Source organism: Acidocella sp. MX-AZ02 (assembly GCF_000306035.1).
Taxonomy (GTDB): domain Bacteria; phylum Pseudomonadota; class Alphaproteobacteria; order Acetobacterales; family Acetobacteraceae; genus Acidocella; species Acidocella facilis.
Genome location: NZ_JH976208.1, coordinates 701096 through 727805, shown reverse-complemented (window position 1 = coordinate 727805; position 26710 = coordinate 701096). Strand labels below are relative to the sequence as shown.

Genomic DNA, 26710 nt, shown 5'->3' with positions numbered 1-26710 from the left:
CGCTCCCTTTCCTCAGAGGCCAGATAGTTCCTTAAATTCCTGTTCCGACAAGATCCTGATACCTAATTCGATCGCCTTCTTCGCTTTCGATCCTGCGTCCTCACCGACAACGACATAGTCTGTTTTTTTCGAAACCGAATCCGTAACCTTGGCTCCTAGCATTTCCGCACGTGCTTTGGCTTCAGGGCGCGCGATTGAAAGCGTCCCGGTAAAAACAACCGTTTTGCCGGCGAAAATCGAATCCTCACCGCCTACAATCTCGGCATCAAGGACGCGGACGTTTTGCTCCAGCGCAGCGAGCGTATCCAGGTTATGACTCTCGCTGAAAAATGCCAATAATTCATGAACAATTGCGGGGCCAATTCCGGAGATTGAGCCTAATTCCAACCTTGCGTCCGAGCCGATTACCTGTGCCGCAAGCATGGACTCTTTCCATATCTTGTAAGAGCCATAATGCTTCGCCAGAAGCTTGGCGTTATTCTCGCCGATGCGGCGTATGCCAAGCGCGAAGATGAAGCGAGCCAAATCCATGTCTCGGCGCGCTTCGATGGCCGCAGACAGCTTGGCCGCCGAAAGCGCACCCCAGCCCTCACGTTTCGCGACAATGCTTTCAAGCGCGGGCAATTTGAAAACATCCGGCGGTCCATCAAGTAAACCCGCCTCATGAAATTCGCTGATTGTCTTTTCGCCCATGCCTTCAATATCAAACGCCGCACGGGAACAAAAATGGATGAGCCGTTCGACGATTTGCGCCGGGCAGGTCAAACCTCCCGTACAGCGTCTGACGACGTCGTCATCGTCCCGGACAGCCAATGCACCACAGGCGGGGCAATGGTCTGGAAAAAGGAAGGGTTCAGCTTTCTCGCCGCGCTGGAGCACCCGCAAGATTTGAGGAATCACGTCTCCCGCGCGGTGCAACTCCACGATATCACCAATACGGAGATCCTTGCGTTCGATCTCGTCTTCATTGTGCAGGGTCGCGTATGTTACTAGCACGCCGCCGACATTCACCGGTTTGAGCCGGGCGCGAGGCGTGAGGGCACCGGTCCTTCCCACCTGAATTTCTATATCTTCCAGAACTGTGCTTGCTTTTTCAGCCGGGAATTTCCACGCCACCGCCCAACGCGGTGCACGACCGACAAAGCCTAGGCGATTTTGCAAGCCGAGATCATTCACCTTATAGACGACACCATCGATATCGTAAGGCAGCTCAGCGCGCTTCTCCCCTATTTCGGTCTGGAAATCTTCAGTACCGCTCTCATTCACCAGGCGGGAAAGCGGATTGACCTGAAAGCCCCAACGCCGGAGCGTTGCCAGATACTCCATATGCGTTTGCGCCACGGACACCGAGGTTTCGCCCTGCGCGTAGACATAAAGCGACAATTTTCGTTTCGCTGTAATGGACGGGTCCAACTGGCGAAGGCTTCCCGCAGCCGCATTGCGCGGGTTGGCAAACTGGCGTTCCTGCGAGGCGTTCAGCGCCAGAAAATCCGCCTTCATCATATAGACTTCGCCGCGGATTTCGATGAACTCAGGCGCATCAGACGGCAATTGGCGCGGCAAGCCGTCCAGCGTCAAGATGTTCGCTGTTACGTCCTCACCCTCACTGCCATCTCCGCGCGTCGCCGCGCGCACGAATTTGTGGTGCTCATACACAAGGGAGATCGACAAACCATCCATCTTTGGTTCGGCGACGAACTCAAGCGCATCTTCCTTCAACCCCAGAAAACGCCTGATCCTTAAAACAAACTCCTCGAATTCTCGGGCGTTGAAAACATTGTCTAATGACAACATCGGCGTCCGGTGAAGAATTTTCTTGAAACCGGAGGCCGGCTTTGAGCCGACTTGCTGCAGCGCCTTCGCGTCGCCGCGCCATTCGGGATGAATCGCAAGTATCGCCTCGGCCTCTTTACGCAGGGCGTCATACGCCGCATCCGGCATGGTCGGCGCGTCTTGCGTATGATAGGCTATATTGGCGGCCTCAATTTGTGCCAATAAACGCAGAAAATTATCTCGGTCTGTCATTTCGTTAAAAGGCTCTCGGCCGCTTGGCGTGCGGCCTGCGTCACGCTTTCGCCGGACAGCATGCGCGCAATCTCCTCGCGCCTTTCCTCATCATTCAACATCTTCACGTCCGTCACGGCCCGGCCGTCTATTTCCAGTTTCTGCACGCGCATCTGCGCGTGGGCCCGCGCGGCCACCTGCGGCGAATGTGTCACCACCAGCACCTGCACCTCGTCGGCAACGCGCGCCAGCCGCTCACCCACGGCAGCCGCCGTCGCGCCGCCAATGCCGGAATCCACCTCGTCGAAGATCAGGGTTTCATTATCCGATCCTGCTGAAAGGACCACTTTCATGGCCAGCATCAGGCGGGACAACTCGCCGCCAGAGGCGATTTTATCAAGAGCGCCTGGCAATTCTCCAGGGTTAGTGGATATCAAAAAACGTATCGCGTCAGTTCCCCGCGGCCCCCATTGCGCCTCTGGCAAGGCACTCGTTTCAACCACAAACCTGGCCCGCTCCAGTTTCAGGGGTGGCAGTTCAACCGCAATCGCCGCCTCCAGCTTGCGCGCGCTCACCTCTCTTTGTTGCGATAAGTTAGCGGCTAAATGGATATAAGCGTCGCGCAGTTTTTGCGTTTCCGCCGATAATTGCGCAAGTCCGGCAACACCACTTTCCAAAGCGCTGAGGCGTTCCCGCAGCGATTGAAAGAATGCCGGCAAATCCGCCACCTGTACCCCATGCTTGCGCGCCGCAGCCCGCAAGGCAAACAACCGCTCCTCCGTCGCTTCCAGGGCCCGCGGATCGTCTTCCTCGGCGGAAGCCAAACGCTCCAGAAAATCTTCCGCTTCAGCCAGCGCGACCTCAGCCCGCTCTATGGCCGCGATGGCAGGACCGGCAGGATTGACGTGGCCCGCCGGCACGGTCACCCGGACAATGGCCCGAGCCGCCGCACGCAAAGCCGCCGCCGGCCCGGCCTGACGACGGTCCTTCGGGCGCAGCTCCGCGATCGCGCTCGCGATCGCCTCGGCACGCCGTTCTCCGGCCTGCAGGCGCAAGCGTTCGGCGGCAAGAGCTTCCTCCTCGCCATCCACCGGCGCTAGCTTTCCTAATTCCGCCGCGGCATGACGCAGAAACTCTTCTTCCTTCGCGGCGTCTTCGATTTTTTGATGGGCCTCAGCAAGGCGCGCCGCCGCGTGCCGCCAGGCTTTGTAGGCGGCGGCGACCAGCTCACGCCCTGCTTCGGGAACCCCGAAGGCATCCAGCAACGCCATATGGTGGGCGGGGTCAGCCAGCCCGACCTGTTCATGCTGCCCTTGCACCTCGATCAGCGACGCGGTGAGGGTTTTCAAAAACCCGGCGCTGACCGGTTGATCGTTGACCAGAGCCCGGGAACGGCCATCCCGCGAGACAATACGGCGCACGAGGATATCTTCGCCGGAATCGAGCCCTTGCTCAGCGAGCAGCCTATGAACGGCATGCCCCGGCGCGGCCGAGAAGCTGGCGGCCACCACAGCCTGAGCGGCACCGGCGCGAATCAGGCCCGAATCGGCCCGGGCGCCCAAAACCAGGCCGAGACTATCCAGCAGAATGGATTTTCCGGCGCCGGTCTCACCGGTCAGCGCTGTCAGTCCGAAGGAAAAATGCAGATCGAGCCGCTCGATCAGCACCACATCGCGGATCGAGAGGCTATTCAGCATTGCCTATCAGAAGGGCCAGTACCAATGGTGCCTCGGCTTGCTCGGCGTTGGGGCCACGGCATCCGTGTTCGCGGACGCTTCGTCTGCCTTATTCACCAGCCCATGAGCCTTCAACTTATCGTAAGCGGCCTTATACCAGGAGCTGCCAGGATAGTTATACCCCAAGACCGACGCGCTACGAATCGCCGCATCGGGCAGCCCAAGGTCGAGATCGACCTCCACCATGCGCTCCAGGGCTTCCGGGGCGAAGGTGGTGGTCTGATAGGAATTCGCCACGGTCTGGTAGCGGCCAATGGCCGCAGCATAGAGATGCTGCTTCTCGTAAAACCGACCGATCACCATTTCATGGCCAGCCAACCGATTATAGGCGAGGCGCATTTTTATCCGCGCATCGCGCGCATAGGCGCTATCCGGAAAGCGGGTCACCACGTCTTGGAGAGCCTGAATCGCTTCGTATGTCGTGGTTTGGTCGCGCTGCACATCGTCAATCTGCTCGTAATAGCAGAGCGCCTTCAGATAATAGGCGTAGGCGACTTCCCCATCCTCGGGGTGCAGCTGGATGAAGCGATTCAGGGAGCTGATCGCGTCATCATAGTCCATCTGCTTATATTGTGAGTAAGCCGCCAGGATCTCGGCATGGGTCGACCAGGTGGAGTACGGATAGGTTTCCTGCAAGGCGTTGAAATCGCCCACAGCCTTATCGTAGTCCCCGGCCTGCATCCGCTTCACACCCGCAGCATATGCCTGGTCAGGCGGGGGAACGTTACCGCTGGCGAAGTCCCCCAGCGACGCATCGCCCTTTTTGGAGCTTGAACAGGCCGCCAAGGCGAGGCCAAGAGCGAGCAGGGACAGGCGGACGAAGCCGGTACGAAGATGTGTCATTGCGTCCGGCTTATAGCAGTTAATCCACGAACATGAAGCCTGTAGACGCTCCTGCCGAGAGACCTCCCTCGCGATCGTACCTCCCAACCTCCCTGACTGGCGCCAAGCCCTGACAGGCGTCCGCCGGACGCGGTGCCCACGAAGCCAAAAATGGCGGTTCTGCTTGACTTTGCGCCGATCCGGTCTAAACAGCTGGCTATCGTCAAACCGGACAATCCCCGAACTGAGTGGGGGGATTGTTTAGTCGTTGCCAGGCTCTGGCCGCGCATACCCGTCTCGGGCTGAAAGTTCAGCCTGTTTCAAGGACATATATAGCCACATGGCTTCTTCCTCCACTGCCCTGCGTCATTCCGACGCCCCGGCCTATACCGGCGCCGATGATTTCGCCGCCCTCCTGGATGCCTCCCTCGGCGGCAATGCCGGTTTTGAAGGTTCCGTCATCTCCGGCCGCGTGCTGCGCATCGATGACGATTACGTGATTGTCGATGTCGGCCTGAAGTCCGAAGGCCGCGTCCCGCTGCGCGAATTCGCCCCCGTCGGCGCCAAGCCGGAAGTGAACCCCGGCGATGTCTACGACCTCTTCATCGAGCGTTATGAAGACAAGGACGGCGCCATGGTGCTGTCCCGCGAGAAGGCCCGCCGCGAAGAGAGCTGGACCCAGCTTGAGAAGGCCTTCGAGGTCCAGACCCGCGTCAACGGCGTCATCCATGGCCGCGTCAAGGGCGGCTTCACCGTCGATCTCGGCGGCGCCACGGCGTTCCTGCCCGGCTCCCAGGTGGATATCCGTCCGGTCCGCGATGTCGGCCCGCTGATGGGTGTGGCCCAGCCCTTCCAGATCCTGAAGATGGACCGCCAGCGCGGCAACATCGTCGTCTCCCGCCGCGCGGTCCTCGAAGAGACCCGTGCGGAGCAGCGTTCCGAGCTGATCACCGGCCTCAAGGAAGGCCAGATCCTCGACGGCGTGGTCAAGAACATCACCGATTACGGCGCGTTCGTGGATCTGGGTGGCGTCGACGGCCTGCTGCACGTCACCGACATCGCCTGGAAGCGCATCAATCACCCGGCCGAGGCCCTGACCATCGGTCAGCCGGTCAAGGTGCAGGTGATCCGCTTCAATGCCGACACCCAGCGCATCTCGCTGGGCATGAAGCAGCTCGAGGCGGATCCGTGGGAAGGGGTGGACGTGAAGTACCCGCCGGGCATCAAGGTGACCGGCCGCGTGACCAACATCACCGATTACGGCGCCTTCGTGGAGCTGGAGCCGGGCGTGGAAGGTCTCGTGCACGTCTCCGAGATGTCCTGGACCAAGAAGAACGCCCACCCGGGCAAGATCGTCTCCACCTCGCAGGAAGTGGAAGTGGTCGTGCTGGATGTCGACGCCTCCAAGCGCCGCATCTCGCTGGGCCTGAAGCAGGTGCAGCGCAACCCGTGGGAAGAGTTCCAGGACGAGCACCCGATCGGGTCCATCGTCGAGGGCGAAATCCGCAACATCACCGAGTTCGGCCTGTTCATCGCAGTCGGCCCGGAGATCGACGGCATGATCCACATGTCCGACCTCTCCTGGGAAGAGACCGGCGAGGCCGCCATTGCCAAGTTCGGCAAGGGCGAAATCGTCAAGGCCAAGGTGCTGGACGTGGATGTCGAGAAGGAGCGCATCTCGCTCGGCATCAAGCAGCTTGAGGTCGACCCGGCCGCTGGCGTGCTGGATCGCATCCACAAGAACCAGATCGTCACCTGCACCGTGACCGCCGTGCAGAGCAACGGCATCGAGGTGAAGGTGGACGACGTGCTGACCGGCTTCATCCGCCGCGCCGAGCTGGCCCGCGACAAGGGCGAGCAGCGCCCCGAGCGCTTCGCCGTCGGCGACAAGGTCGATGCCAAGATCACCGCGGTGGACCGCGCGGCCCGCAAGCTGCAGCTGACCATCAAGGGCAAGGAGATCGACGAGGACAAGACCGCGATCGCAGAATATGGCTCCTCCGACTCCGGCGCCTCGCTGGGTGACATTCTGGGGGCGGCGATCCGTCGCCGTAACCAGCAGACCGAAGACTAATCCAGCCCGAACAGGCGTTGGATACGACCCGGCGGCGAAAGCTGCCGGGTTTTTTTGTTTTTTTAAGACAAATCTTTCTTAATGAAGCTGATTGATAAGGCGCAGCGTCGAACCAACCCAAAGGCGCGTGAATGCCCATGAAAACCCCGCTTCAGATGCTGCGCGCGGCTGCCGCGATGGAGGGTCTCTCAAAATCCTACGCGGTGATCGAATTCGCGCCGGCTTGATCGGCCAGGCACATCGGATTCTGGTGACGCCCGAGGAAGCCGCCTCCGCCGCCTATCGCGGCTTCTGGGCCAGCTTGGCGGCGGGCCAGCTCCAAACCGGGGAGTTTCACCGCCGCCGCAAGGATGGGCGGGATTTATGGCTGCAAGCCTCCTACGCGCCCATCCGCGGGCGCAGCGGCAAGGTCACACGGGTGATCAAGCTGGCGCTGGACACAACCGCGAGTCACGAGCAGGCCGAGGCGGATAAAAACTTGCTCAAAGCGCTCGACCGCTCCCAGGCGGTGATCAGTTTCCGGCCGGACGGCACCATCATCGAGGCGAACGAGAATTTTCTTGCCGCGATCGGCTATCGGCTGGACGAGATCCAAGGCCGGCACCACCGCATGTTTGTGGACGCCGCCTATGCGGCCAGCCAGGATTATGAAAATTTCTGGGCAAAGCTGGGAAAGGGAGAGTTTTTGTCCGCCGAGTATAAACGGATTGGCAAGGGCGGCCGGGTTGTCTGGTTGCAGGCAAGCTATAATCCGGTTTTTGATAATGCCGGCAAAGTTGCCAGAATTGTGAAACTCGCCACCGACCTCACCGCGCGCATGGAGAATGTTCGGGAGGTGGGGGCTGGGCTCGCCGCCCTGGCGCAAGGCGATCTGACCGCCGAGGTTAACCACAAGCTGCTGCCCTCCCTCGATACATTGCGGGTGGATTTCAACAACGCCCTGGCGACGCTGCGCAAAACGATGCAAGGGGTTGCCAGCGCGGCGGAAACCATCCTGGACAACGCGACGACGGTCAGCCAGTCCGCCGCCCAACTCTCCCAGCGCACCGAGCAGCAGGCCGCCAGCCTCGAGGAAACCGCCGCCGCGCTGGAGGAGATCACCGTCACCGTCCGCAAATCCGCGGGGAACTCCGCCGACATGCGCAATATGGCGGGCAAGGCCAGGGACGATACGGCAAATTCCGGCCAGGTGGCCGGCGAGGCCGTGCAGACGATGGGCAAAATCGACGAAAGCTTCACAAAAATCGCCAATATCATCGGCGTCATCGACGAAATCGCGTTTCAGACGAATCTGCTGGCGCTGAATGCCGGGGTGGAGGCCGCCCGCGCCGGCGAGGCGGGGCGCGGCTTTGCCGTTGTCGCCACCGAAGTACGCGCCCTGGCGCAGCGCTCCGCCGATGCCGCGAAAGAGATCAAAACGCTGATTGGCGAGGCGGGAGGGATTGTCGGCGCCGGGGTTAGCGCCGTGGCCGAGGCGCGGAAATCGCTGGAGCGGATCGCGGGGCATGTCGATGGCATCAACAGGAGCATCGGTGAAACCGCCGCCAGCGCCCAGGAGCAATCAACGGGGCTGGGTCAGATCAATAGCAGCATCGGCGAGATGGACCGGATGACCCAGGCCAATGCGGCGATGGCCCAGGAAGCGGCGGAGGCAAGCCAAAATCTGGAGAGAGCCGCCCAGGGCATTGCCGCGCAGCTGGCGCGCTTCAACACCGGAAAAGCTGGATCCGCAGCCGCCCCGAAACTGGCAGCACGCAAATCGGAGGCCTTACAGGCCAGAAAAACCTTGGAAACGGTCAGATAAACATTGCCGGCAGGGGCGTCAAAATAATCTCCAGAGCCCCATGCCAAAGGCTTTCCCCTAATGCGCCGCGAGCTGAAGCTCCGGCGAGTCCTGAATGAAAACCTCTTCGCCAACGAAAAACCTTTGCGGCGGGGAGGATGGCGGGGGGATCAGCGTTTTGACTGAGCCATCGGGCAACTGGACGATAATCTCGTCAGCCGATGAGGACGAGCCAACATCCCCCTGCCCCAGCGCCTGCATCACTGCCCCCAGAGCCTGTCCGCCGGAAACTTGGCGTACAACCAGAATTTTACCCCGCAAAGCGGCGCCGGAGCCAGACATAGCCTGGGGGGAGGATGGCGGCGCGGAACTGGCGCAGCCAGCCAGACAACCGGATAATATGATCAATGAAAACCAGGCACGATCCATATCTGGTTGCTAGCATGCGGCCCCGACAACCGATAGCGACAGAAGACGAGGTTTTTCTTGCCGCGAGTTTCCAGCTCGTTTAAGAGGTTATAGCGCCTTGTTTAAGCCATCATTGAGCTAAATAGTTCAAGTGGTGGCCAATAAATCGCGTGGAGGCTTAGATCTTGGGGGCTATCGGAAAGCTGGCAGTCAGCTTCACTCGGAAAGCTGCGAAATTCAGACCTGGGCTGGTTGCAGGATGCAGCAGCTTGGCTGTGCTTTCGGCATGCGCGGGTGGCCATAACAGCCGCACTGCCGCTGAATCCACGTCTTATTATCTTTCACACGCTGCCCATAATTATAATCCACCAGGCCCGCCAAGCGATCCATGGGGACCTTACATTAAAGACGCGGCAGCGCATTTCGATGTTCCGGCAATGTGGATCCGCCAGGTCATGCGCGTTGAATCAGGTGGGCATGAATATAGTGGCGGCCATCTGATCGTCTCGTCTGCCGGGGCAATGGGCCTTATGCAGTTGGAGCCTGGAACATACCAGGAGATGGCTGACCGCTACGGCTTGGGAAACGACCCGTTTAATCCCTATGATAATATCATGGCGGGCGCCGCCTATATCCATGAGATGTATCAGATCTACGGCTCGCCCGGATTTTTGGCGGCATATAATGCCGGCCCGGGGCGGCTGGACTCGTTCATCAATTATCATCGCCCTCTTCCAAGCGAGACGATCAACTACGTGGCTATGATCGCCCCCAATATTGGCGGTTATTACCCTCGTCGCAGGTCCGCTGCGGATGAGCTCGCCCTGAACACTGAGCCGATGGGACGTAGTGGCGGCATTCTGCCAGACGGGTTTACGCCGGTAGCGCCCACAGCATCGCAATTGTCCGCGCCGGTTGAGGTTGCTTCGCTTGCACCCCGCGCTGGGGCCGAGGACGATTCACCTGCGCCTGTTTCAATTCCCATCTCGTCCATCATGCCGGCACCTGTACAAACGGCGCAGATCCAAACTCAGACCATTACGCCTGAGCAAGCCCCTCCACAGGCCATTCCGGCCCCAGCGCCTCAGCGGGCACAAATCCCTGTGCGTGTCGCATCCGCGTCTACGTCGTCGATCTACGCGCCAAACGCCTTGCCGGTTCCGCCGCCGGCGCCCCCTCCGGTCATTCACAGGACAGAGGTGGCGTTCGCAAGTCAGGCGTTACCGGCCCCGCCCCCCCCGCCGGCACGGCATGGATTTTCCTTGGTCCCCTCCGCCATGGCGGCGACGCTGCCGACTCAGCCCGTGGATTTCAACTCGGGCAAGCATAGCTGGGGCATTCAGGTCGGGGCCTATGATAGCTCTTCCAACGCCAAGGCCGCGCTTGGCATGGCGGAACTGACCGGCGCGCAGATTTTGATGAAAGCCCAGCCGATGGTCATGACCATCCACACCGGCGATGGCACGAAATATCGCGCCCGCTTCGTGGGGCTGCATCATGACGAAGCGGTCAATGCCTGCAATCGGCTTTCCACCGGCCCAACGGGATGCGTGATCCTGTCGCCGGACGCGCAATCCTGACCCAGTCCCGGGGCGGCGTCCATGACGTCGGCCCCGGGAGCTTTTCTCCAGCTAAACGGCGCCGTTGGCGATCAACGCCATGCGAACGGCATCCTCAGGAACGTCTCCGCTCGTAAAAGCGCGGCCAATGCCGCGAGTCAGCACGAAATGGAGTTTTCCGTCGCGGTTCTTCTTGTCGAGCTTCATATGCGCCAACAACCTGTCCGCAGATAGGCCGGCGATGCGGGTGGGCAGCCCCACCCCAGCCAAATGCTGGGCGATGCGCGGCGCATCCTCCTGAGGGGCCAGCCCCAGCAAAGCCGAGAGATGCGAGGCCAGGACAAGCCCAATGGAAACGGCCTCACCATGCAGCAATTCGCCGCCATAGCCGGTCTCGGCCTCAAACGCATGCGCGAAGGTGTGACCCAGATTAAGAAGCGCCCGACCATCATTGGGTTTGGTTTCCCGCTCATCGTCGCCCACGACGCGCGCCTTGAACTGCACGGCATACTCGACTGCCTGCGCCAGAGCCTGCTTGTCGTCAGCCAACAAGGACGCGGCATGGGCCTCGCACCATTCATAGAAAGCCGGGTCGGCAATCAGGCCAGTTTTTACGATTTCCGCATAGCCGGCCCGGCGCTCGCGCGCCGGCAGCGTGTCCAGGATGCCAGTATCCGCCAGCACCACCAAAGGCTGATAAAAGGCGCCGACGAGATTTTTCCCGTGCGCGGAATTGATGCCGGTCTTGCCGCCAACTGAACTATCAACCTGGGACAGCAAGGTTGTCGGGATCTGAACGAAAGGAACGCCCCGCATAACGGAGGCCGCGGCAAACCCCGCCAAATCCCCGACAACCCCGCCGCCCAGGGCAATGATTGTGGTTCTGCGATCTATTTTCGCGGCCAGCATGTCTTCAACGAGCCGGTGCCAACATGCGAAACTTTTTGAAGCCTCCCCTGGTGGCACGATGAGGGCTTGATGGGCAATTCCCACCTCGTCAAGGCTCCCCTTCAAACCCGCCAAATGCAGATCGGCGACGGTTTGATCCGTGACGATGATGCAGCGGGGCTGGGGCAGCAAGGGCGCAATCAGTGCACCGGCACGCGCGAGCAAACCGTCTCCAATCACGACCTCATAGCTCGATTGGGACAGCGCGACGTCAACTTTTCGGGCCGCGCGATATTGTTCCAGCGCTTGGGCGACTTTGGCAGTGGTCACTTGGGGGGGGTCCTCAGATCCATCTACGATGATATCGGCCAACGCATAGACCGGGCTACGCACGGCGGAAAGCTTGCTCAAAATATCCGCGGGATTGCCTGCATTCAAAAGCGGCCGGTGGGTTCTTCCGGAGGTGCGCTGGACGAGCACAGGAATCGGGCAGCGAAGCCAGACCGAAACCGCATATTCGCGGATCGTGGCTCTGGTCTCGGCATCCATGAATGCGCCGCCGCCTGTCGCCAGCACGATCCGGCCTTGGCTCAATAAACGCTTGATGACCCGCTTTTCCCCAGCACGAAAATAAGCCTCGCCATGGGTTTTGAAAATTTCGCTGATCGTCATCCCGGCGGCGCGTTCGATTTCTTCATCAGCGTCAAAAAACGGCAGCTTCAACAATGCGGAAAGCCGCTTCCCAATGGCTGTTTTGCCGGCTCCCATCAGGCCGACCAACACGATGCTTCGTGCCATGTGAGACGCGCTTTCGTCAGGCGCAGTTTGACTATTGAGTGACATCGGCGTGGACGCTTATCACATTGGTTTCAACGGCGTTAGAGGCAGATTATGGCGCAAGATCAAGTCGAAGCCTTTTTGGAAATGCTCGCCGCAGAGCGCGGTGCCGCCCCAAACACGTTAAACGCGTATCAGTCTGATATCATTGACTTTTGTGGATTTTTACCTCCGCAGCAAGGGCTGCTGACCGCACAAGCCTCGGACATCTCGGCCTATCTGCGGAGCCTTGCGCAATCCGGCATGGCCGCCAAAACCCAGGCGCGGCGCCTCTCGACCCTACGGCAATTTTATCTCTTCCTGCTGCGTGAGGGGGTGAGGAATGACAATCCGGCGAGCGAGATGCCCACGCCGAAGAGGCCGAAAAGCCTACCCAAATATCTCAGCGAAAACGAGGTCGATGCCTTGCTGGCCGCAGCCGAACAGATGGATGGTGGCCCCGGTTTGAAGGCACATGCCGGATTGGAAATTCTGTATTCCACGGGCCTTCGAATCAGCGAAATGCTGGACCTGAAGCGCAGCGCGTTCAACCCGAATACGGCAATTCTCTTGGTCAAAGGGAAAGGCGGCAAAGAACGTATTGTGCCCGTTTCCGAGCCTGCACGACGCGCCGCCTCTGCCCTGCAGAGCTTCAGTGGCGCCAAATCCCGCTATCTATTTCCCGGCCGGGATGCCAGCAAACCGATGACACGGCAAGGCTTTGCCTTGCTTCTGAAGCAGCTCGCCTTGGAAGCCGGCCTCGACCCGGCGCGCCTGTCGCCTCATGTTCTCAGGCATTCATTTGCCTCACACCTCTTGGCACGAGGGGCCGATCTGCGCGCGGTCCAAAAGCTCCTCGGCCACGCCGATATCGCCACGACGGAAATTTATACGCATGTGCTGGCGGAGCGGCTGCAAAAATTGGTGCAGGCGCATCATCCGCTTGGCGAGGCAAAGCCTAAGCCGGCAAACGGCTGAAAAGCTTTTTATGAAGCCAGTGAAAGACCGGGTCTCGATGCCGTGCTTCGTGCTGGCGCAAATAAACTTGCATCGCCGGCGGTATCCGCCTTCGCGATGACAGGGGGAAACGTCGCGCCTCGACCATTCCCTGCCAGGCCGCAGACAGGCAGCCATGCCGAGCCGCAATCATCGCGTAAGCACAAAAGAACAACAGCAGAGCCGACATGGGCTGCCGCCATTTTCGACCTATGATAAGCCGGTTGCGCACATAATGGCGCATCCTGTCTCCACGCCATGCGACCCTGGCTTCACCTGCCGTCGCATGAAGAACCTTCAGGCTACCATCATAGATAATACGCCATCCACGGCTGATCGCGGAGAGGCAGAAATCATACTCCTCCCAGGTAAAGAAGAAATTCTCGTCAAACCCTCCGACCGAAGCCCAGGCTGCGCGTCTGATCGCGTAACCGGCGCCGACAAATTTGGTGGTTTCGAATTTTGATTGGTATCGATCGAGCAGCCGGTCCGCATAGCCCCAGCTCGATAGGTCCGGCCCTTTCCCGTCGGACGTCAATATTGCAAAACCCAGCGCGCCAAGTTCTGGCAATCGACTAAAAGCACGCACGGCGCCGGCCACGACGAACCGATCCGCAAAGCAAGCATCGTTATCCAGCCCTATGAGTATCTGCCCATGCCCGCGCGATGCCAGAAGATTGCGCCCCGCGGCAACGCCGATATTCTCGGCGACCGCGTATAATGCGCAGTTATCAACAGCTGAGAGCATCCGCACAAGGGCACGCAGCGTATCGGGAGAAGAGCCCTGGTCCAAAACCGAGATATGGGCGCTGCACCCGCGCTGCGCTTGCGCTGAGGCGATGGCCTGTTTTGTCTCTTCAAGTCTGTTATAACAGAGAATGGTTATATCCGCGTCATAGGCACCGACAGGCGGACGCTGGCCGGCAATCAATTTCGGGACAGTCTCAGACAGCATTATGCGGCCTGAATGGAACTTGCAGCGTTTGAAAAAGTATCTTGATATCGAGCATCAACGACCAGGCCCGAATATATTCAAGATCACTGGATAAGCGCCCTTCCAAAGCGCTGAGCTTTCTGGTCTCTCCACGCTGTCCGCGTATCTGCGCGAGGCCGGTGATACCGGGTTTAACGCGATGCCTGATCTTATAAAGTTTCAGCGCCTGCTCGAAACTTATCCCTTCGACCATGGTTTCCGGTGCATGCGGCCGCGGCCCGACCAGCGACATGTCGCCTTTGAGTACATTGATCAGTTGCAACAGCTCGTCCAGCGACGTACGCCGCAAGAACCGCCCTATTTTCGTAATTCGCAAATCCCCTGCAACGGCTTGCGAAAAGCACGCGTTCCGCACATGACGCATGGTACGAAACTTGAATACCGTAAAGGGCAGTCCCTGCGCGCCGATGCGGCTCTGCCTGAATATAATCGGCCCCGGCCCGCTCACGCTTACAAGGCATGCAATCCCCGCCAAAATCGGTACAAACAGAATGAGCAGCAGCGTGGAAACCACGATATCAAAGCAGCGTTTGGTCCAATCATTTGACGTTACAAGATCGTCCGTCAAAACCGGAACGATCCGGCACGAGCCGCTTTCGCCGCGCAAGCAGGTTGGTATGTTCAACGACACATCGAAAGCAAGCCAGATCCTTACCGGGAACGACAAGATCTCGCGCAACAACGTCGAAAATGCAGCGTCTTCAAATGCATCAAAATCTGAATGATGCACGAACACAACATCCCGCCTTCGTTGGCTGGCGCAACGCGCAATAAAATCATCGCGATCGCGAAATTCAGGCCAATGACTTTGTTCGCGTAGTTCCGCCAGATACAGGACGCCGAGTATCCGTTTTGGCTGTTCCTGTTGGGCTAACGCGAGTTCTAAGTCAGCGGGGCAGTGATCGTGGCAAACCACGAAGACGCCTTCAGAGACTTGTCTCGACGGTTGCGCAGTCTTCAGCAAGAGATGACAGCCAAGCAGCAGCAGCGGCGTGATGGCGAGATCCAGAACGGTCCAATACCCGGTCAGGACAGCCGAATGGTCAAAAAAAGCTGCAAAAGCCAAGGCAGCAGAGCTTGTCGCCACATACGAAATGGCGACCACGACACCGCCATGCCATGATGCACGCAGTTCGAAACATCTATGGGATGCGGCGAGGCTGACCGACAACAACGCCAACGTGCCCCACAGCCCGGCATAGTGCAGCATGTCGCCATTAGCCTCCCCCAGCGCCCGTGTCGCACCAGGAATCAAGAGAATTATAAAAAAATCGGCTATCGGCAGGAGGTATGCAGATCTCGGTTCTGCAACGAAGCGTCTCACAAGCGCGGTCAAGCGATCAGTTAAAGCCACGCGCATACCGTATCCATCCCGATATTCAACCATGGCAAACACCAAAAGGTTGTAAAATTTTTAAATTTTACCTCAGGTTGTATTACCGGAAAACAAACGTTTTGGAAAGAAAATAATTAAAGACCAGTCCAGCGAGCGAACCCGCAGCCACACCAATGATCGGATAAGCCACAACGACGCCGCTCGACGCAACCAGGAAAAAGAAAACGCCGCGATTGGCAACAAAGCCGATCGAGTTCGCAATCAGAAATTTTGCCCACTGCAGATGCAGCGGTGCATGGTCAATGCCTCGAAATGTCCAGATGCGGTTGAGGAACCAGTTGAAGCTTGCCGCGACAACGAAGCTCACCGTCCCCGCCACATATAAATTCACTATAGGATGCAACAGATAAACCGTTGCCGTATCGCACAAAAAACCCAACGTTCCGACGATCGCAAATCGCAGGAACGATGCGCTGACTCCCAAACGAGAGCCGAAGCCCACTATCTTATCGAGCAAATATAGTGGGCTAGCGGCCGTCAAAGCTGTTTTCTCAACCGGCAAACGGATCTTGCATGAGAATGGTATCATCACGCTCCGGGCTGGTGGAGAGCAGCGTTACCGGCGCCTCGACGAGCTCTTCGATACGTTTGACATATTTAATGGCCGCGGCCGGCAATTCCGCCCAGGACCGCGCGCCCTGCGTGCTCTGCGTCCATCCTTCGAGTACCTCGTAAACTGGCATCGCCGCCGCCTGCTTGGACATCGCCGCGGGCAAATGCTTGTAAGGCTGGCCGTCAATCATATAGCCCGTGCAGATTTTCAACTCGGGGAAGCCGTCCAGCACGTCCAGCTTGGTCAGCGCCAGCCCCTGGACGCCGCCGACCTTCACCGCCTGCCGGACCATGGCGGCATCGAACCAGCCACAGCGGCGCTTGCGCCCGGTCACGGTGCCGAACTCATGCCCTCTCTCGCCCAGGCGCTGACCGGTTTCGTCATGCAGCTCGGTCGGGAACGGCCCGGAGCCGACCCGGGTCGTATAGGCCTTGGCAATCCCGAGCACCCGGCCCGCCGCATCCGGGCCCATGCCGGAACCAGAGCCCGCCGTGCTGGCGACCGTATTGGAGGAGGTCACGAACGGATAGGTGCCGTGATCCACGTCCAGCATGACCGCCTGCGCGCCCTCGAACAGGATTTTTTCGCCTTTGGCCTTGGCCTCGGCCAGCCGCTCCCAGACCGGCTCGGCGAAAGGCAGCAGCTTTGGCGCCAGCGCCAGCAGGTCCGCCAGCAGATCTTCCTTCTTGAACACCGCCGCGCCGAGCCCCGCGAGGAGCGTGTTGTGATGTAACAGCAACTCATCCAGCTTGGCCGATAGCGTTTCCGGTTCGGCCAGATCACAAATGCGAATGGCGCGCCGTGCGACCTTGTCCTCATACGCAGGACCGATGCCGCGGCCGGTGGTGCCGATCTTGCGCTCGCCCCGGGCGGCCTCGCGGGCAGCGTCCAGCGCCGCATGCAAGGGCAGGATCAGCGGCGCGTTTTCGGCGATGCGCAGCGTTTCCGGAGTGACCTTGAGGCCCTGAGCCGAGACACGCTCAATTTCGGCCAGCAGCGCATTCGGATCGACGACGACGCCGTTGCCGATGATGCCCAGCTTTCCGTTCACAACGCCAGACGGCAGCAAAGAGAGCTTATAGGTCTGGTTGCCCACCACGAGCGTGTGGCCGGCATTATGCCCCCCCTGAAAGCGCACGACGATGTCTGCCCGGCTGGCGAGCCAGTCCACCACCTTGCCTTTGCCCTCGTCCCCCCATTGGGCGCCGATGATTGTCACGTTGGTCATTGTAAAATCCTACTCAGGAGAGGGCGGTAATCACACCCTCGGACAAGAAATGCGAGCAGCCAAGCCGGCGGGCTTCATCGCAAGGCGCGCTGTGCGGTGCAAGCCCCTGCACGGTCGCAAACCCCTCAGCGCGCGCGGCGCGCGCCGCGGCCAGGCTGGAGCCAAACGGTAGATAAAGCCGGGGACGCAGCGTGGCGGGCGGCGTCAGGCGCATGATGCTGTCCGGATAAAGCGTAATGCCGGTCGCGGGCTCGCCATCGCCGCACACATAACGTCCACCACGCCCGAGCTCCATCTGCTGCCCGGTTGCGAACAGCGTCATCGACACCCCGGAATGATAGCGATAGCCACGGAACTCAACCGGATCGACCGTCAGCTGCAAATCCGGCAGCACGGCCTCAACCGCCGCGACCACCTCACCCAGGCGCTCGGCCTGGCCGCGCACGGCCTCCGGCAGCGCCATGGCCCGCAGCGCCGCCACCGCCCGCTGCGCGGGACCACTGGCCTCCAGAAGCTTCAACAGCAAATCCGCCTGCGCGCCCCCCAACTCGGCCACGGCAGCGGCATCCTTGCGGTCCAGCGCGTGAGCGAGCGCCGGATGCAGATGCGCCGGAACGGCCTCAAGCAAGCTCGGCACCAGGCGCGGAATGGTCAGATCGATGGAGAGATCCCGCAGCCCCAGCGCTTCGAGCGCGGCGATCGCGGTGACGATGATCTCCGCATCCGCGCTCGCCGTATCATTCCCGATCAGCTCGATCCCGGCCTGGGCGAGCTGGCGTTCCGGCTGCAGCTGGGTGCCACGAACATGCAGGACAGGGCCGCTATAGGTCAGACGCAATGGGCGCGGCGCGGTGGCGAGACGGCTTGCCGCGATGCGGCCAATCTGCGGCGTCATATCCGCCCGCAGACCCATCATGCGCTGACTTTCGGGGTCCATCAGCCGAAACGTCTGCTCCACCGTGGCGGCACCGGAGCCAGAGAACAAGGAATCTTCGAATTCCAGCAAGGGCGGGGTGACGCGCTGATAGCCGTGCGCCGCGAAGCAATCCATAATCGCTTCCACAGACCGCGCCTGCCGCTCCGCTTCCGGCGGCAACAGGTCGGCAAGCCCGGCGGGCAGCAGGGCGGGATGGATATTCGGCGTCTCGTTCATCTTCAACCCGATAATTGGCGCGGCGCTATACCATCATGAACCAGTGGGGCCAATGGACGCGCGCACAAGGCTGGGTTAAGCAACGCTTACTCAACCTTAACGGGTTTAAAAAATGCTCTTCAACAGCAAGCTGTTCGTGTTGGGCTTTCTTCCCGTGGCGTTGGGCGGCTTCCTGCTGCTCGGCCGGTCCCGCCGGTTGGCACTTTTATGGCTCCTGGCATGCAGCCTGTTCTTTTACGCCTGGTGGCGGCCAGAGTTGCTGCTCCTGCTGCTCGGGTCCATTGGCGTAAACTTCGCAGTTGCGGGCCTGGTTTTGCACTCACCGCACACCAGGCTCTGGCTCGCACTCGGAATCTGCCTCAATCTTTGCCTGCTCGGCTGGTTCAAATATGCCGGCATGTTCGGGGTTGAGGGCATCATTCTGCCTTTGGGCATTTCCTTTTTCACCTTTCAGCAGATCATGTTCCTGGTCGATCTGTCCAAAGGCGAGATCGATCCCCCTCCCCTGCTCGATTATGCCTGTTTCGTAGCATTTTTCCCTCATTTGATCTCCGGGCCATTGGTGCGACCCGGCCATATCCTGCCGCAACTTAAGATGCTGGAACCCCGCGAGGGCATAAGCTCGCGGCTGCCGGCAGGCTTTGAGTTGTTTCTTCTGGGGCTGGCAAAAAAGCTGGTGCTCGCCGATGGGCTGGCGCATTTTGCCGGCCCTGGCTTTGCCGCCGCTGCCCGCGGCGAGCCAATTTCACTGATCGAGGCCTGGGTCGCGCTCCTGGCCTATGGGCTGCAAATCTATTTCGACTTTTCCGGTTATTCAGACATGGCCATCGGCCTGGCGCAATTATTCGGCATCCGCTTTCCGGTCAATTTCCGTTCCCCGTATCAGGCTGGGAATATCAGTGAGTTCTGGACCCGATGGAACATCACGCTGAGTTCGTTCCTGAAAGATTATCTCTACATCCCTTTGGGCGGCAACCGGCACGGCGAGGGCAAGCGTGTTCGCAACCTGTTGATCACCATGCTGCTGGGGGGCTTATGGCATGGCGCGGCCTGGCGCTTCGTGCTGTGGGGCGGGCTACATGGGCTCTTTCTGGTGCTTCATGGCTGGAGCAGGCGCTGGCATCTGCGCTGGCCGAAAGGCGTTTCATGGGGACTTACATTGCTGTGCGTGCTTCTGGCCTGGGTCCCGTTCCGCGCGCAAAACCTTGCCGCCGTCGCGCAAATGTATCGGGGGCTCGCGGGGTTGAATGGGCTGGCGGTCCCCGCTCTGCTCGCGCCACTTCTTCCAGGCCTGGGACATATCGTGCCCGTGCTGCCCTGGCTTGGCGATGCACGCAGCATTAGCCTGCCGCAGAGCGTGATGATGCTGGCGCTGGGCTGGTTCATCGCGCTCTGTCTGCCGTCTCTCGATCATATGAGCGAGAGACGGCGCAGCCTCGCCTTGATCTCCAGCCTGGCCTTCACGGCACAAGCGCTCTTTTTCGCGCCGTCCGCGATACCTTTTCTTTATTTCCAGTTCTGATGCGCAGGCTGGTGCGAAACGCGCTGCTGGCGGTGGGGCTGTATGCGGTGCTGTTCGGGTTTCTGCTGGACCGGCCGCTGTCACTGGGACCGCTTCGCGCTGAATTGCAGCAAAAAGCCAGCCGACTCTCCCGCCTACCCTCCCCAAAGCTGGTGATTTTGGCGGGATCCAACGGACCTTACTCCCACAGTTGCGCGGTGATCGGGCAGATGCTCGAACTGCCCTGCGAAAATGCCGGAATCGCCGTGGGCTTCGGGCTGGATGAAATCTTCAACCGATATGACGCGCCCCTGCGGCCCGGCGATATTGTGTATATGCCGATGGAGTTCAGCCAGTACGTAATGAGTGCCGCGCAATACCGCGCCTTCGCCGATGGCGAGATGTTGCTTCGCCATGATCGGTCCGCTCTGCTCAAACTGCCTCCGGGGCGTGTGGCTGGCGCGTTATTTTGCTGTACGCTGGCTGATGCCTTGGAGGCGCTGGTGGAGCTGCCCCTGGCAAGGATGAACAGAAATCGCCTCAACCGGGAATATAACGCCGAAGGAGACCGGATCGACAACCAACTGGCGGGTGCCGATCATGCGCTGCTTGCCGCCGCCCCGTCCTCCTATCCGTTCACCGCACGGGATATCGAGACCGGCTACGGCACCCGGTTGATTGAGCGGTTCATAAGCCGCCAACGCGCCAAAGTCGTGATCGTGATCGGCGGTTGGCCGGTGGAGCTGGCCAGCATCCATATTCGGCCCGCAACGCTGGCCGCCGTGGCCCGGATTTACGGGGGGGATTTTCTCGACCTCGAAAACAAGAGCCGGTATCCGTCGGCTGATTTCTTCAACGGGCCCGAACATCTGGTTCAGCCCTGCCAATTCAAACATTCGATCATGGTCGCCCGGGCGCTTGGCCGCATGCTCCACAGAGCTGTATCACCGCCCCGTCCGGTCGTCTCTGCGTTGGCATCCACATGCCCAGGCTGAAGGCATGAGGCTTCCCGCAACAACGAAAATTTGAGGCTTTAGACAATCTTGGCCTCGAACGGCGGTAGATAATCCGGCGCGTCGAATTCCAGCACCCAGATATCAGGATCGAAACGGGTCTGCTTGGCGATATAATCGTCGGCGACCTGTTCACTGACCGGCTCAGCACCCGTGGCGCGCATCCAGGCCAGCTCGCCGGCGACGTCGCGAAATTGGCTAAGGACGATGGAACCGCTACGCCCATAGAGCTTCACCAGCACGCCACCGGCATCCGGATCCCCCTTTCGGACCACGACGCCCGGCTTATTGTCCAGCGTTCCCAGCCGCAATGAAGCCGCAACCCAAATCGCCGCCTTGATCCTGACATCGCCCATGGTAAGTCCTGTTTAAATGCCCTTGCTGCAGGACGCCCTCCTGAAGCCGCGGGTCTTGGTTTGAAACTCAAGAGTTTGGAGTTGCCCGCATGTTCCGCTCGCTGCGTATCGCCATTGCCGCAAGCCTGGCTCTCATCCCATTCGCTAACACGGCAAGGGCGGCGGACAAAATCAGCTTTGGCCTGGATTGGGTCGCGGAACCGGAATATGGCGGCTATTACGAGGCGATCGCCGAAGGGCTTTATAAGAAAGCCGGGCTGGATGTCACCATCTTCCAGGGCGGACCGCAGGTGAACACGGCGCAATTGCTGATTTCGGGCAAGCTGGATTTCGACATCACCTCCAACGCGTTTCTGGCTCTGAACTTCGTGCAGGAACACATCCCTTACGAAGTGGTCGCCGCCGGCTTTCAAAAAGATCCGGACTGCCTGATCGCACATCCAGGCCAGGGCGATGATCACTTCGCCGATCTGAAAGGCAAACCGATCGCGGTCTCGACCGACACACGCGCCAGCTGGTGGCTCTTCCTCAAGGCAAAATACGGCTACTCGGACGCCCAGCTGCGGCCTTATGGATTTTCACTGACGCCTTTCCTGACCAACAAGACCGATATCCAGGAAGCCTACGTCACCTCCGAGCCTTATCTTGTGCATCAGGCCACGGGCGAATGGCCTGTCGTGCTGGCGCTGCCGGACGCTGGGTTTGACGGCTATGCCAGCCTCATCGCGACCAGCGACAAGATGGTGAAAACCCACCCGGACCTGGTGAAACGCTTCATCGACGCCTCCGCGCAGGGATGGTACGATTTCCTCTATAAAGACCCCAAGCCAGCCTTTGCAGCGATCAAGGCCGCCAACCCCGATATGACAGAGGGGTTGATGCAATTCGGGTACGAACAACTCAAGCAGAGGGGGATCGTGGATTCCGGCGACGCCAAAACGCAAGGCATCTACGCGATGACCAATGCCCGCTGGAAAAGCTTTTTCAATCAGATGGCCGCCACGGGAATGTATGACAAGACGCTTGATTATAAGAGCGCCTATACGCTGGAATTCGTCGATCACGGCCGGCCGGCGCAGAATTAATGATCTCACTGCGCCACGTCGCGAAGCAATTCGTCTCCGGCACCAAGGCGCTGGAAGATATCGACGCCGAGATCCAACCCGGTGACTTTGTCGCCCTGCTCGGCCCCTCGGGCTGCGGCAAATCCACGCTGTTGCGTCTGCTCTCCGGGTTGGAGCACCCGTCCTCGGGCGAGATCGACTGGGGCCATAATGGGCCGCCGGCAACCGGCGAGATCGGCTATGTCTTTCAGGACCCGACTTTGCTGCCCTGGGCCGATGCCGCGGAAAATGTCTATCTGCCCTTGCGGCTTCGTGGCGTGAGCCGGGCCGCTGCGATGCCACGGGTCTCTGCCATCTTGAAGCAAATGGGGCTGGCCGGGTTTGAGCAGGCCAAGCCCAAATCATTGTCGGGCGGCATGAAAATGCGCGTCTCCATCGCCCGCGCCCTCGTCTCCAAGCCCTCTTTGCTGCTCCTTGATGAGCCTTTCGCCGCGCTGGACGAATTCACCCGCCACCGTCTGCAGGACGACCTGCTCGCCTTGTGGCGCGAAAACCGCATGACCGTGATCTTCGTGACCCATTCAATATATGAGGCGGCCTATCTTGCCAGCCAGATCATCATCATGACCAGCCGGCCCGGACGGATTTTTACGACGATCACCTCAGACCTGCAGGATGAGGCACAGCGCCGGAACAGCCCCGCCTACCATGCCATGGTGAGTCAAATCACCGAATGCTTCCAGCGTTCCGTGCCAGCATGACCAGAACCATGACCAAGCTCGCACCTTTTATCTTCTTGTTGCTTGCCCTGGGCCTTTGGCAGGCGGCGGTCTGGATCGGCAATGTGCCGAGCTATGTCATGCCGGGCCCGGTCGCCATCGCCACCGCGTTTTTCAAAGCCCGCTGGGCGCTCGGGGCGGGATTGCTCTCGACCCTGGCCGTCACGGTCTCCGCCCTGCTCGCCTCCACCATCCTCGGTGTCGTGCTGGCACTTGCGATGGCCGCCAGCCCGCTCTTTCGCGCCGCGGTGCAGCCTTGGGCGGTCATGCTGCAGGTCACGCCAGTGGTTGCCATCGCGCCGCTGATCATCATCTGGGTTGGCCAACCATTCCTGGCGCTGGTTGCCTGCGCGATGGTGGTTTCGTTTTTCGCGATCCTTTCAAACACGGCCGCCGGCCTCGCCGGCACGCCGGCCGAACTGCTCGACCTGTTCAAACTGAATGGCGCACGGCGCTGGCAGGTTCTGCTGCATCTCTCACTGCCCTACGCCTTGCCCTTCTTTCTGACGGGATTGCGGCTCGCCGGCACGCTGGCGCTGGTCGGGGCCGTCGTCGCGGAATTCGTGGCGGGCTCTGGCGGCTTTGCGTCCGGGCTGGCCTGGGAGATCATCGAGGCAAGCTATCGGCTTGAAATCCCGCGCATGTTTGCCGCCTTGTTTCTGCTCGGCGCGACAGGCGTTGCGATTTACGCTTCGCTGGGTGCTTTGGAGCGGCTGATCCTGACAAGACGGGACGGCCCATAGGCATCCATGCTTGAGCTGCCAAACAAAGCCATGTCGGTTTAAATTCGATTGAATTTTTCGAAAGCCAAGCTAGGTTCGGCTCAGAATTGGAGATGCGTATGACGACGACAGATAAAAAACTCAGCAAGGGCCAGCTCGCTTATGAGCAGGAGCGCGCCAAGAAAGCCGGCAAGAGCCTGGATGATTGGATGAAGCATAAAGCCAGGCTGGCAGCCGAAACAGCACAGCGTACTGCTCCCCCTGTCGAAAAGAAAAAAGGGTTTCTGTCCCGTTTGCTGGACAAAGCGCACAAGCCGATCTGAACCGAGGCGGGATCGTCAAACAAAGAAAGGCAGGCCGTGGGGCCTGCCTTTCTTTTTTATCCCAGGAAGCGCGAAGATTACGCTTCGCTGTCGTCCTCGGCCGCAACTTCCGGCTTCGGACCCGAATCCTGGCCCTTCGCGGAAACGTCACGGTCAACCAGCTCGATCACCGCCATGTCAGCCGCGTCGCCATAGCGCATGCCAGCCTTCAACACCCGGGTATAGCCGCCGGAGCGGGTCTTGTAGCGCGTGGCCAGCGTGTCAAACAGCTTGGCGACGATCGTCTCGTCACGCAGCTTGTCATAGGCCTGACGGCGCGCATGCAAACCGCCGCGCTTGCCGAGGGTGATGAGCTTCTCCGCCACCGGACGCAGTTCCTTCGCCTTCGGCAAGGTGGTGGTGATCTGCTCGTGCTTGATCAGCGCGACAGCCATGTTGCGAAACATGGCCTGGCGGTGGGAGGAGGTGACGCCGAGTTTCCGGCCGGCAATTCCGTGACGCATGATGAGGTGTTCCTGGTTAGACGATAATTAGAAGGGTTGATCGGAGCGCTTGGCCAGCTCTTCAATATTCTCAGGCGGCCAATCGGGCACGGTCATGCCCAGGGACAGCCCCATCGCGGTCAACACTTCCTTGATTTCGTTCAAGGACTTGCGCCCGAAATTCGGGGTGCGCAGCATTTCCTGCTCGCTCTTCTGCACCAGATCGCCAATATACACGATATTGTCGTTCTTCAGGCAGTTGGCGGACCGAACGGACAGCTCCAGCTCGTCGACCTTGCGCAGCAGATTCGGGTTGAACGGCAGCTCGATCCGCGGCTCTTCCGGACGGGCCCGCTGCGGCTCCTCGAAATTGACGAACATGCTGAGCTGGTCCTGCAGGATGCGCGCGGCCAATGCCACCGCATCCTCAGGCGTCACCGCGCCGTTGGTCTCAACCTCGAGAATCAGCTTGTCATAGTCCGTCACCTGGCCGACGCGGGTCTTCTCAACCTTGTAGGAGACGCGCTTGACCGGGGAATAGATCGCATCGACCGGGATCAGACCGATCGGCGCATCTTCCGGGCGATTATTCGCGGCCGGCTCATAGCCGCGGCCGGCATTCACCGTGAATTCCATGCCGAGCTGCGCGCCGTCATCCAGCGTGCAGAGCACGAGATCGGGATTCATGATCTCGATATCGTGGCCGGCCTGGATCTGGCCCGCCTTCACTTCGCCCGGACCGGTCGCGGTGAGCACCATGCGCTTGGGCCCCTCGCCATGCATCTTCACGGCGAGCTGCTTGATGTTCAGCACGATGTCGGTGACATCTTCGCGCACGCCCGGAAGCGTGGAGAATTCATGCAGTACGCCATCGATCCGCACGGCCGTAACGGCCGCGCCCTGCAATGACGAGAGCAGGATCCGCCGCAGCGAATTGCCCAGCGTCATGCCAAAGCCACGTTCCAGCGGCTCAGCGATGATCGTCGCCACGCGCGTCGCATCGGACCCGAACTCGACATCGAGCTGTTCCGGCTTGATCAGCGTCTGCCAGTTGCGCTGCAGAGACAAATTCGACTCTTTCAACATCTACCCCTCCGGCCCGGCAGCGGTGATGAGAACACCGCCGTGGGGGCCTTACAGAAAATACGATTCCGGCGAATTAGACGCGACGGCGCTTACGCGGGCGGCAGCCATTATGCGGAATCGGGGTCAGGTCGCGGATCGCGGAAATCTGGAACCCGACAGCCTGCAGCGCGCGCAGCGCGCTCTCGCGTCCCGAACCCGGGCCGCTGACCTCGATCTCGAGCATCTCCATGCCATGCTCGCGCGCCTTGCGCCCGGCATCCTCAGCGGCGACCTGCGCCGCGTACGGGGTGGATTTGCGGCTGCCCTTGAAGCCCTGCGCGCCGGCGGACGACCAGGCGATGGTGTTGCCCTGCGCGTCGGTGATGTTCACGAAGGTGTTGTTGAAGCTTGCGAGCACATGAGCAACACCAGAGATGATGTTCTTGCGCTCTTTCTTGCGGGGACGGGTGGAGGCGGTCTTCGCCATATCTGTCGAATCCTATGTCTACGGAGGTGTTTAGCGAGTGGCTTTCTTCTTGCCGGCGATCGCCACGGCTTTACCCTTGCGGGTACGGGCGTTGGTATGGGTGCGCTGACCACGGACCGGCAGGCCCTTACGGTGACGCAGACCACGATAGCAACCCAAATCCATCAGACGCTTGATATTCATCGCCGTCTCACGGCGCAGATCGCCCTCAACGCGGTAATCGCGGTCGATCACTTCACGCAGGCGCATGATCTCATCGTCGGAAAGCTGGTTGACGCGGCGCTCAGCCGGGATTTCCAGGGCAGAGCAGATCTCCTGCGCCTTGGCCGGGCCGATGCCATAAATGTAACGAAGGCTGATCACGACACGCTTATTCGTGGGAATGTTTACGCCGGCAATACGCGCCACGGGGTTTCTCCTGAGGTCATAACAAGTAGCGGCGCCCCACCCGGAAGCGCCGCGAAAGCGGGTTATAGCGTCCGCCAATTCAGAGTCAACGACATTCGAT

Annotated in this window: 24 protein-coding genes; 10 read left to right on the top strand and 14 right to left on the bottom strand. The window is 60.1% G+C overall.

Going from position 1 to position 26710, the window contains the following annotated elements; genetic code table 11:
- Nucleotides 1-12: 12 nt before the first annotated feature.
- From ligA to MXAZACID_RS11765, 3 genes are read right to left on the bottom strand one after another with little or no spacing between them, the layout of a single operon-like run.
- Nucleotides 13-2025 (bottom strand): NAD-dependent DNA ligase LigA, encoded by a 2013-nt coding sequence (gene ligA, locus MXAZACID_RS11775; RefSeq protein ID WP_008494592.1) that lies wholly within the window; start codon nucleotides 2023-2025, stop codon nucleotides 13-15.
- Nucleotides 2022-3701, bottom strand: a complete 1680-nt coding sequence (recN, locus tag MXAZACID_RS11770) for a DNA repair protein RecN (RefSeq protein ID WP_008494591.1) — start codon at nucleotides 3699-3701, stop codon at nucleotides 2022-2024. The genes ligA and recN overlap by 4 nt, the downstream gene beginning before the upstream one ends.
- A 6-nt stretch (nucleotides 3702-3707) precedes the next feature.
- Nucleotides 3708-4583, bottom strand: a complete 876-nt coding sequence (locus tag MXAZACID_RS11765; protein ID WP_234731496.1) for an outer membrane protein assembly factor BamD — start codon at nucleotides 4581-4583, stop codon at nucleotides 3708-3710.
- Between the two features lie 319 nt (nucleotides 4584-4902).
- On the opposite strand from MXAZACID_RS11765, the gene rpsA reads away from it, so the two are divergent.
- The 3 genes from rpsA (at nucleotide 4903) to MXAZACID_RS18310 (ending at nucleotide 10407) form a co-directional block, all read left to right on the top strand.
- Nucleotides 4903-6636 carry a 30S ribosomal protein S1 gene (rpsA, locus tag MXAZACID_RS11760; RefSeq protein ID WP_008494589.1) on the top strand — a complete coding sequence of 578 codons (1734 nt, stop codon included), beginning with the start codon at nucleotides 4903-4905 and terminating at the stop codon, nucleotides 6634-6636.
- A gap of 223 nt (nucleotides 6637-6859) precedes the next feature.
- Nucleotides 6860-8440, top strand: coding sequence for a methyl-accepting chemotaxis protein (locus MXAZACID_RS11755; protein ID WP_008494588.1), 1581 nt, complete (start codon nucleotides 6860-6862; stop codon nucleotides 8438-8440).
- Between the two features lie 662 nt (nucleotides 8441-9102).
- A complete protein-coding gene (locus tag MXAZACID_RS18310; RefSeq protein WP_256378779.1) occupies nucleotides 9103-10407 on the top strand; it encodes a lytic transglycosylase domain-containing protein in 1305 nt (434 codons plus the stop codon).
- A 51-nt stretch (nucleotides 10408-10458) separates the two neighbouring features.
- Here MXAZACID_RS18310 and aroB read toward each other — a convergent pair whose 3' ends face one another.
- Nucleotides 10459-12117, bottom strand: coding sequence for a 3-dehydroquinate synthase (gene aroB, locus MXAZACID_RS11740; protein ID WP_083878693.1), 1659 nt, complete (start codon nucleotides 12115-12117; stop codon nucleotides 10459-10461).
- A gap of 48 nt (nucleotides 12118-12165) precedes the next feature.
- Between aroB and MXAZACID_RS11735 the strand changes: the two genes are divergently transcribed.
- Nucleotides 12166-13068 (top strand): site-specific tyrosine recombinase XerD, encoded by a 903-nt coding sequence (locus tag MXAZACID_RS11735; RefSeq protein ID WP_008494583.1) that lies wholly within the window; start codon nucleotides 12166-12168, stop codon nucleotides 13066-13068.
- Here the strand turns inward: MXAZACID_RS11735 and MXAZACID_RS11730 are convergent.
- The 5 genes from MXAZACID_RS11730 to MXAZACID_RS11710 are packed head-to-tail and all read right to left on the bottom strand — an operon-like array spanning nucleotide 13049 to nucleotide 18410.
- Nucleotides 13049-14041, bottom strand: a complete 993-nt coding sequence (locus MXAZACID_RS11730; protein WP_008494582.1) for a glycosyltransferase family 2 protein — start codon at nucleotides 14039-14041, stop codon at nucleotides 13049-13051. The genes MXAZACID_RS11735 and MXAZACID_RS11730 overlap by 20 nt on opposite strands.
- Complete coding sequence (locus MXAZACID_RS17870) at nucleotides 14031-15467, bottom strand: exopolysaccharide biosynthesis polyprenyl glycosylphosphotransferase (protein ID WP_051060329.1); 1437 nt, start codon at nucleotides 15465-15467, stop codon at nucleotides 14031-14033. The genes MXAZACID_RS11730 and MXAZACID_RS17870 overlap by 11 nt, the downstream gene beginning before the upstream one ends.
- 49 nt (nucleotides 15468-15516) lie before the next feature.
- The gene (locus MXAZACID_RS11720) at nucleotides 15517-15933 is read right to left on the bottom strand and encodes a GtrA family protein (protein ID WP_051060327.1); all 417 of its coding nucleotides are present in this window, start codon (nucleotides 15931-15933) and stop codon (nucleotides 15517-15519) included.
- A 34-nt stretch (nucleotides 15934-15967) separates the two neighbouring features.
- Nucleotides 15968-17257: an adenylosuccinate synthase gene (locus tag MXAZACID_RS11715; protein WP_008494579.1), complete on the bottom strand. Its 1290-nt coding sequence runs from the start codon at nucleotides 17255-17257 to the stop codon at nucleotides 15968-15970.
- A gap of 13 nt (nucleotides 17258-17270) precedes the next feature.
- On the bottom strand, nucleotides 17271-18410 hold the full coding sequence (locus MXAZACID_RS11710; protein ID WP_039885210.1) for an ATP phosphoribosyltransferase regulatory subunit: 1140 nt from the start codon (nucleotides 18408-18410) through the stop codon (nucleotides 17271-17273).
- A gap of 112 nt (nucleotides 18411-18522) precedes the next feature.
- On the opposite strand from MXAZACID_RS11710, the gene MXAZACID_RS11705 reads away from it, so the two are divergent.
- Nucleotides 18523-19932, top strand: coding sequence for an MBOAT family protein (locus tag MXAZACID_RS11705; protein WP_008494577.1), 1410 nt, complete (start codon nucleotides 18523-18525; stop codon nucleotides 19930-19932).
- Nucleotides 19932-20906, top strand: coding sequence for a hypothetical protein (locus MXAZACID_RS11700; RefSeq protein WP_008494575.1), 975 nt, complete (start codon nucleotides 19932-19934; stop codon nucleotides 20904-20906). The genes MXAZACID_RS11705 and MXAZACID_RS11700 overlap by 1 nt, the downstream gene beginning before the upstream one ends.
- A 38-nt stretch (nucleotides 20907-20944) precedes the next feature.
- On the opposite strand, the gene MXAZACID_RS11695 is transcribed toward MXAZACID_RS11700, so the two are convergent.
- Nucleotides 20945-21280 (bottom strand): DUF1491 family protein, encoded by a 336-nt coding sequence (locus MXAZACID_RS11695; RefSeq protein WP_008494574.1) that lies wholly within the window; start codon nucleotides 21278-21280, stop codon nucleotides 20945-20947.
- An 89-nt stretch (nucleotides 21281-21369) separates the two neighbouring features.
- On the opposite strand from MXAZACID_RS11695, the gene MXAZACID_RS11690 reads away from it, so the two are divergent.
- The 4 genes from MXAZACID_RS11690 (at nucleotide 21370) to MXAZACID_RS11675 (ending at nucleotide 24168) form a co-directional block, all read left to right on the top strand.
- Nucleotides 21370-22365 (top strand): ABC transporter substrate-binding protein, encoded by a 996-nt coding sequence (locus MXAZACID_RS11690; RefSeq protein ID WP_008494573.1) that lies wholly within the window; start codon nucleotides 21370-21372, stop codon nucleotides 22363-22365.
- Nucleotides 22365-23105, top strand: a complete 741-nt coding sequence (locus tag MXAZACID_RS11685) for an ABC transporter ATP-binding protein (RefSeq protein ID WP_008494572.1) — start codon at nucleotides 22365-22367, stop codon at nucleotides 23103-23105. Before MXAZACID_RS11690 ends, MXAZACID_RS11685 begins: the two co-directional genes overlap by 1 nt.
- 35 nt (nucleotides 23106-23140) lie before the next feature.
- Nucleotides 23141-23866: an ABC transporter permease gene (locus tag MXAZACID_RS11680; protein ID WP_240376622.1), complete on the top strand. Its 726-nt coding sequence runs from the start codon at nucleotides 23141-23143 to the stop codon at nucleotides 23864-23866.
- A 98-nt stretch (nucleotides 23867-23964) separates the two neighbouring features.
- Nucleotides 23965-24168, top strand: a complete 204-nt coding sequence (locus tag MXAZACID_RS11675; protein WP_008494569.1) for a hypothetical protein — start codon at nucleotides 23965-23967, stop codon at nucleotides 24166-24168.
- Between the two features lie 77 nt (nucleotides 24169-24245).
- Here MXAZACID_RS11675 and rplQ read toward each other — a convergent pair whose 3' ends face one another.
- The 4 genes from rplQ to rpsM all read right to left on the bottom strand — a co-directional run bounded on the left by rplQ (nucleotide 24246) and on the right by rpsM (nucleotide 26610).
- Entirely contained in the window at nucleotides 24246-24671 is a 426-nt protein-coding gene (gene rplQ, locus MXAZACID_RS11670; protein WP_008494568.1) for a 50S ribosomal protein L17, read from the bottom strand.
- A gap of 27 nt (nucleotides 24672-24698) precedes the next feature.
- A complete protein-coding gene (locus MXAZACID_RS11665) occupies nucleotides 24699-25718 on the bottom strand; it encodes a DNA-directed RNA polymerase subunit alpha (RefSeq protein WP_008494567.1) in 1020 nt (339 codons plus the stop codon).
- 91 nt (nucleotides 25719-25809) lie between these two features.
- Entirely contained in the window at nucleotides 25810-26202 is a 393-nt protein-coding gene (gene rpsK / locus MXAZACID_RS11660) for a 30S ribosomal protein S11 (RefSeq protein ID WP_008494566.1), read from the bottom strand.
- Nucleotides 26203-26232: 30 nt separating this feature from the next.
- Nucleotides 26233-26610 (bottom strand): 30S ribosomal protein S13, encoded by a 378-nt coding sequence (gene rpsM, locus MXAZACID_RS11655; RefSeq protein ID WP_008494565.1) that lies wholly within the window; start codon nucleotides 26608-26610, stop codon nucleotides 26233-26235.
- Between the last annotated feature and the right edge of the window lie 100 nt (nucleotides 26611-26710).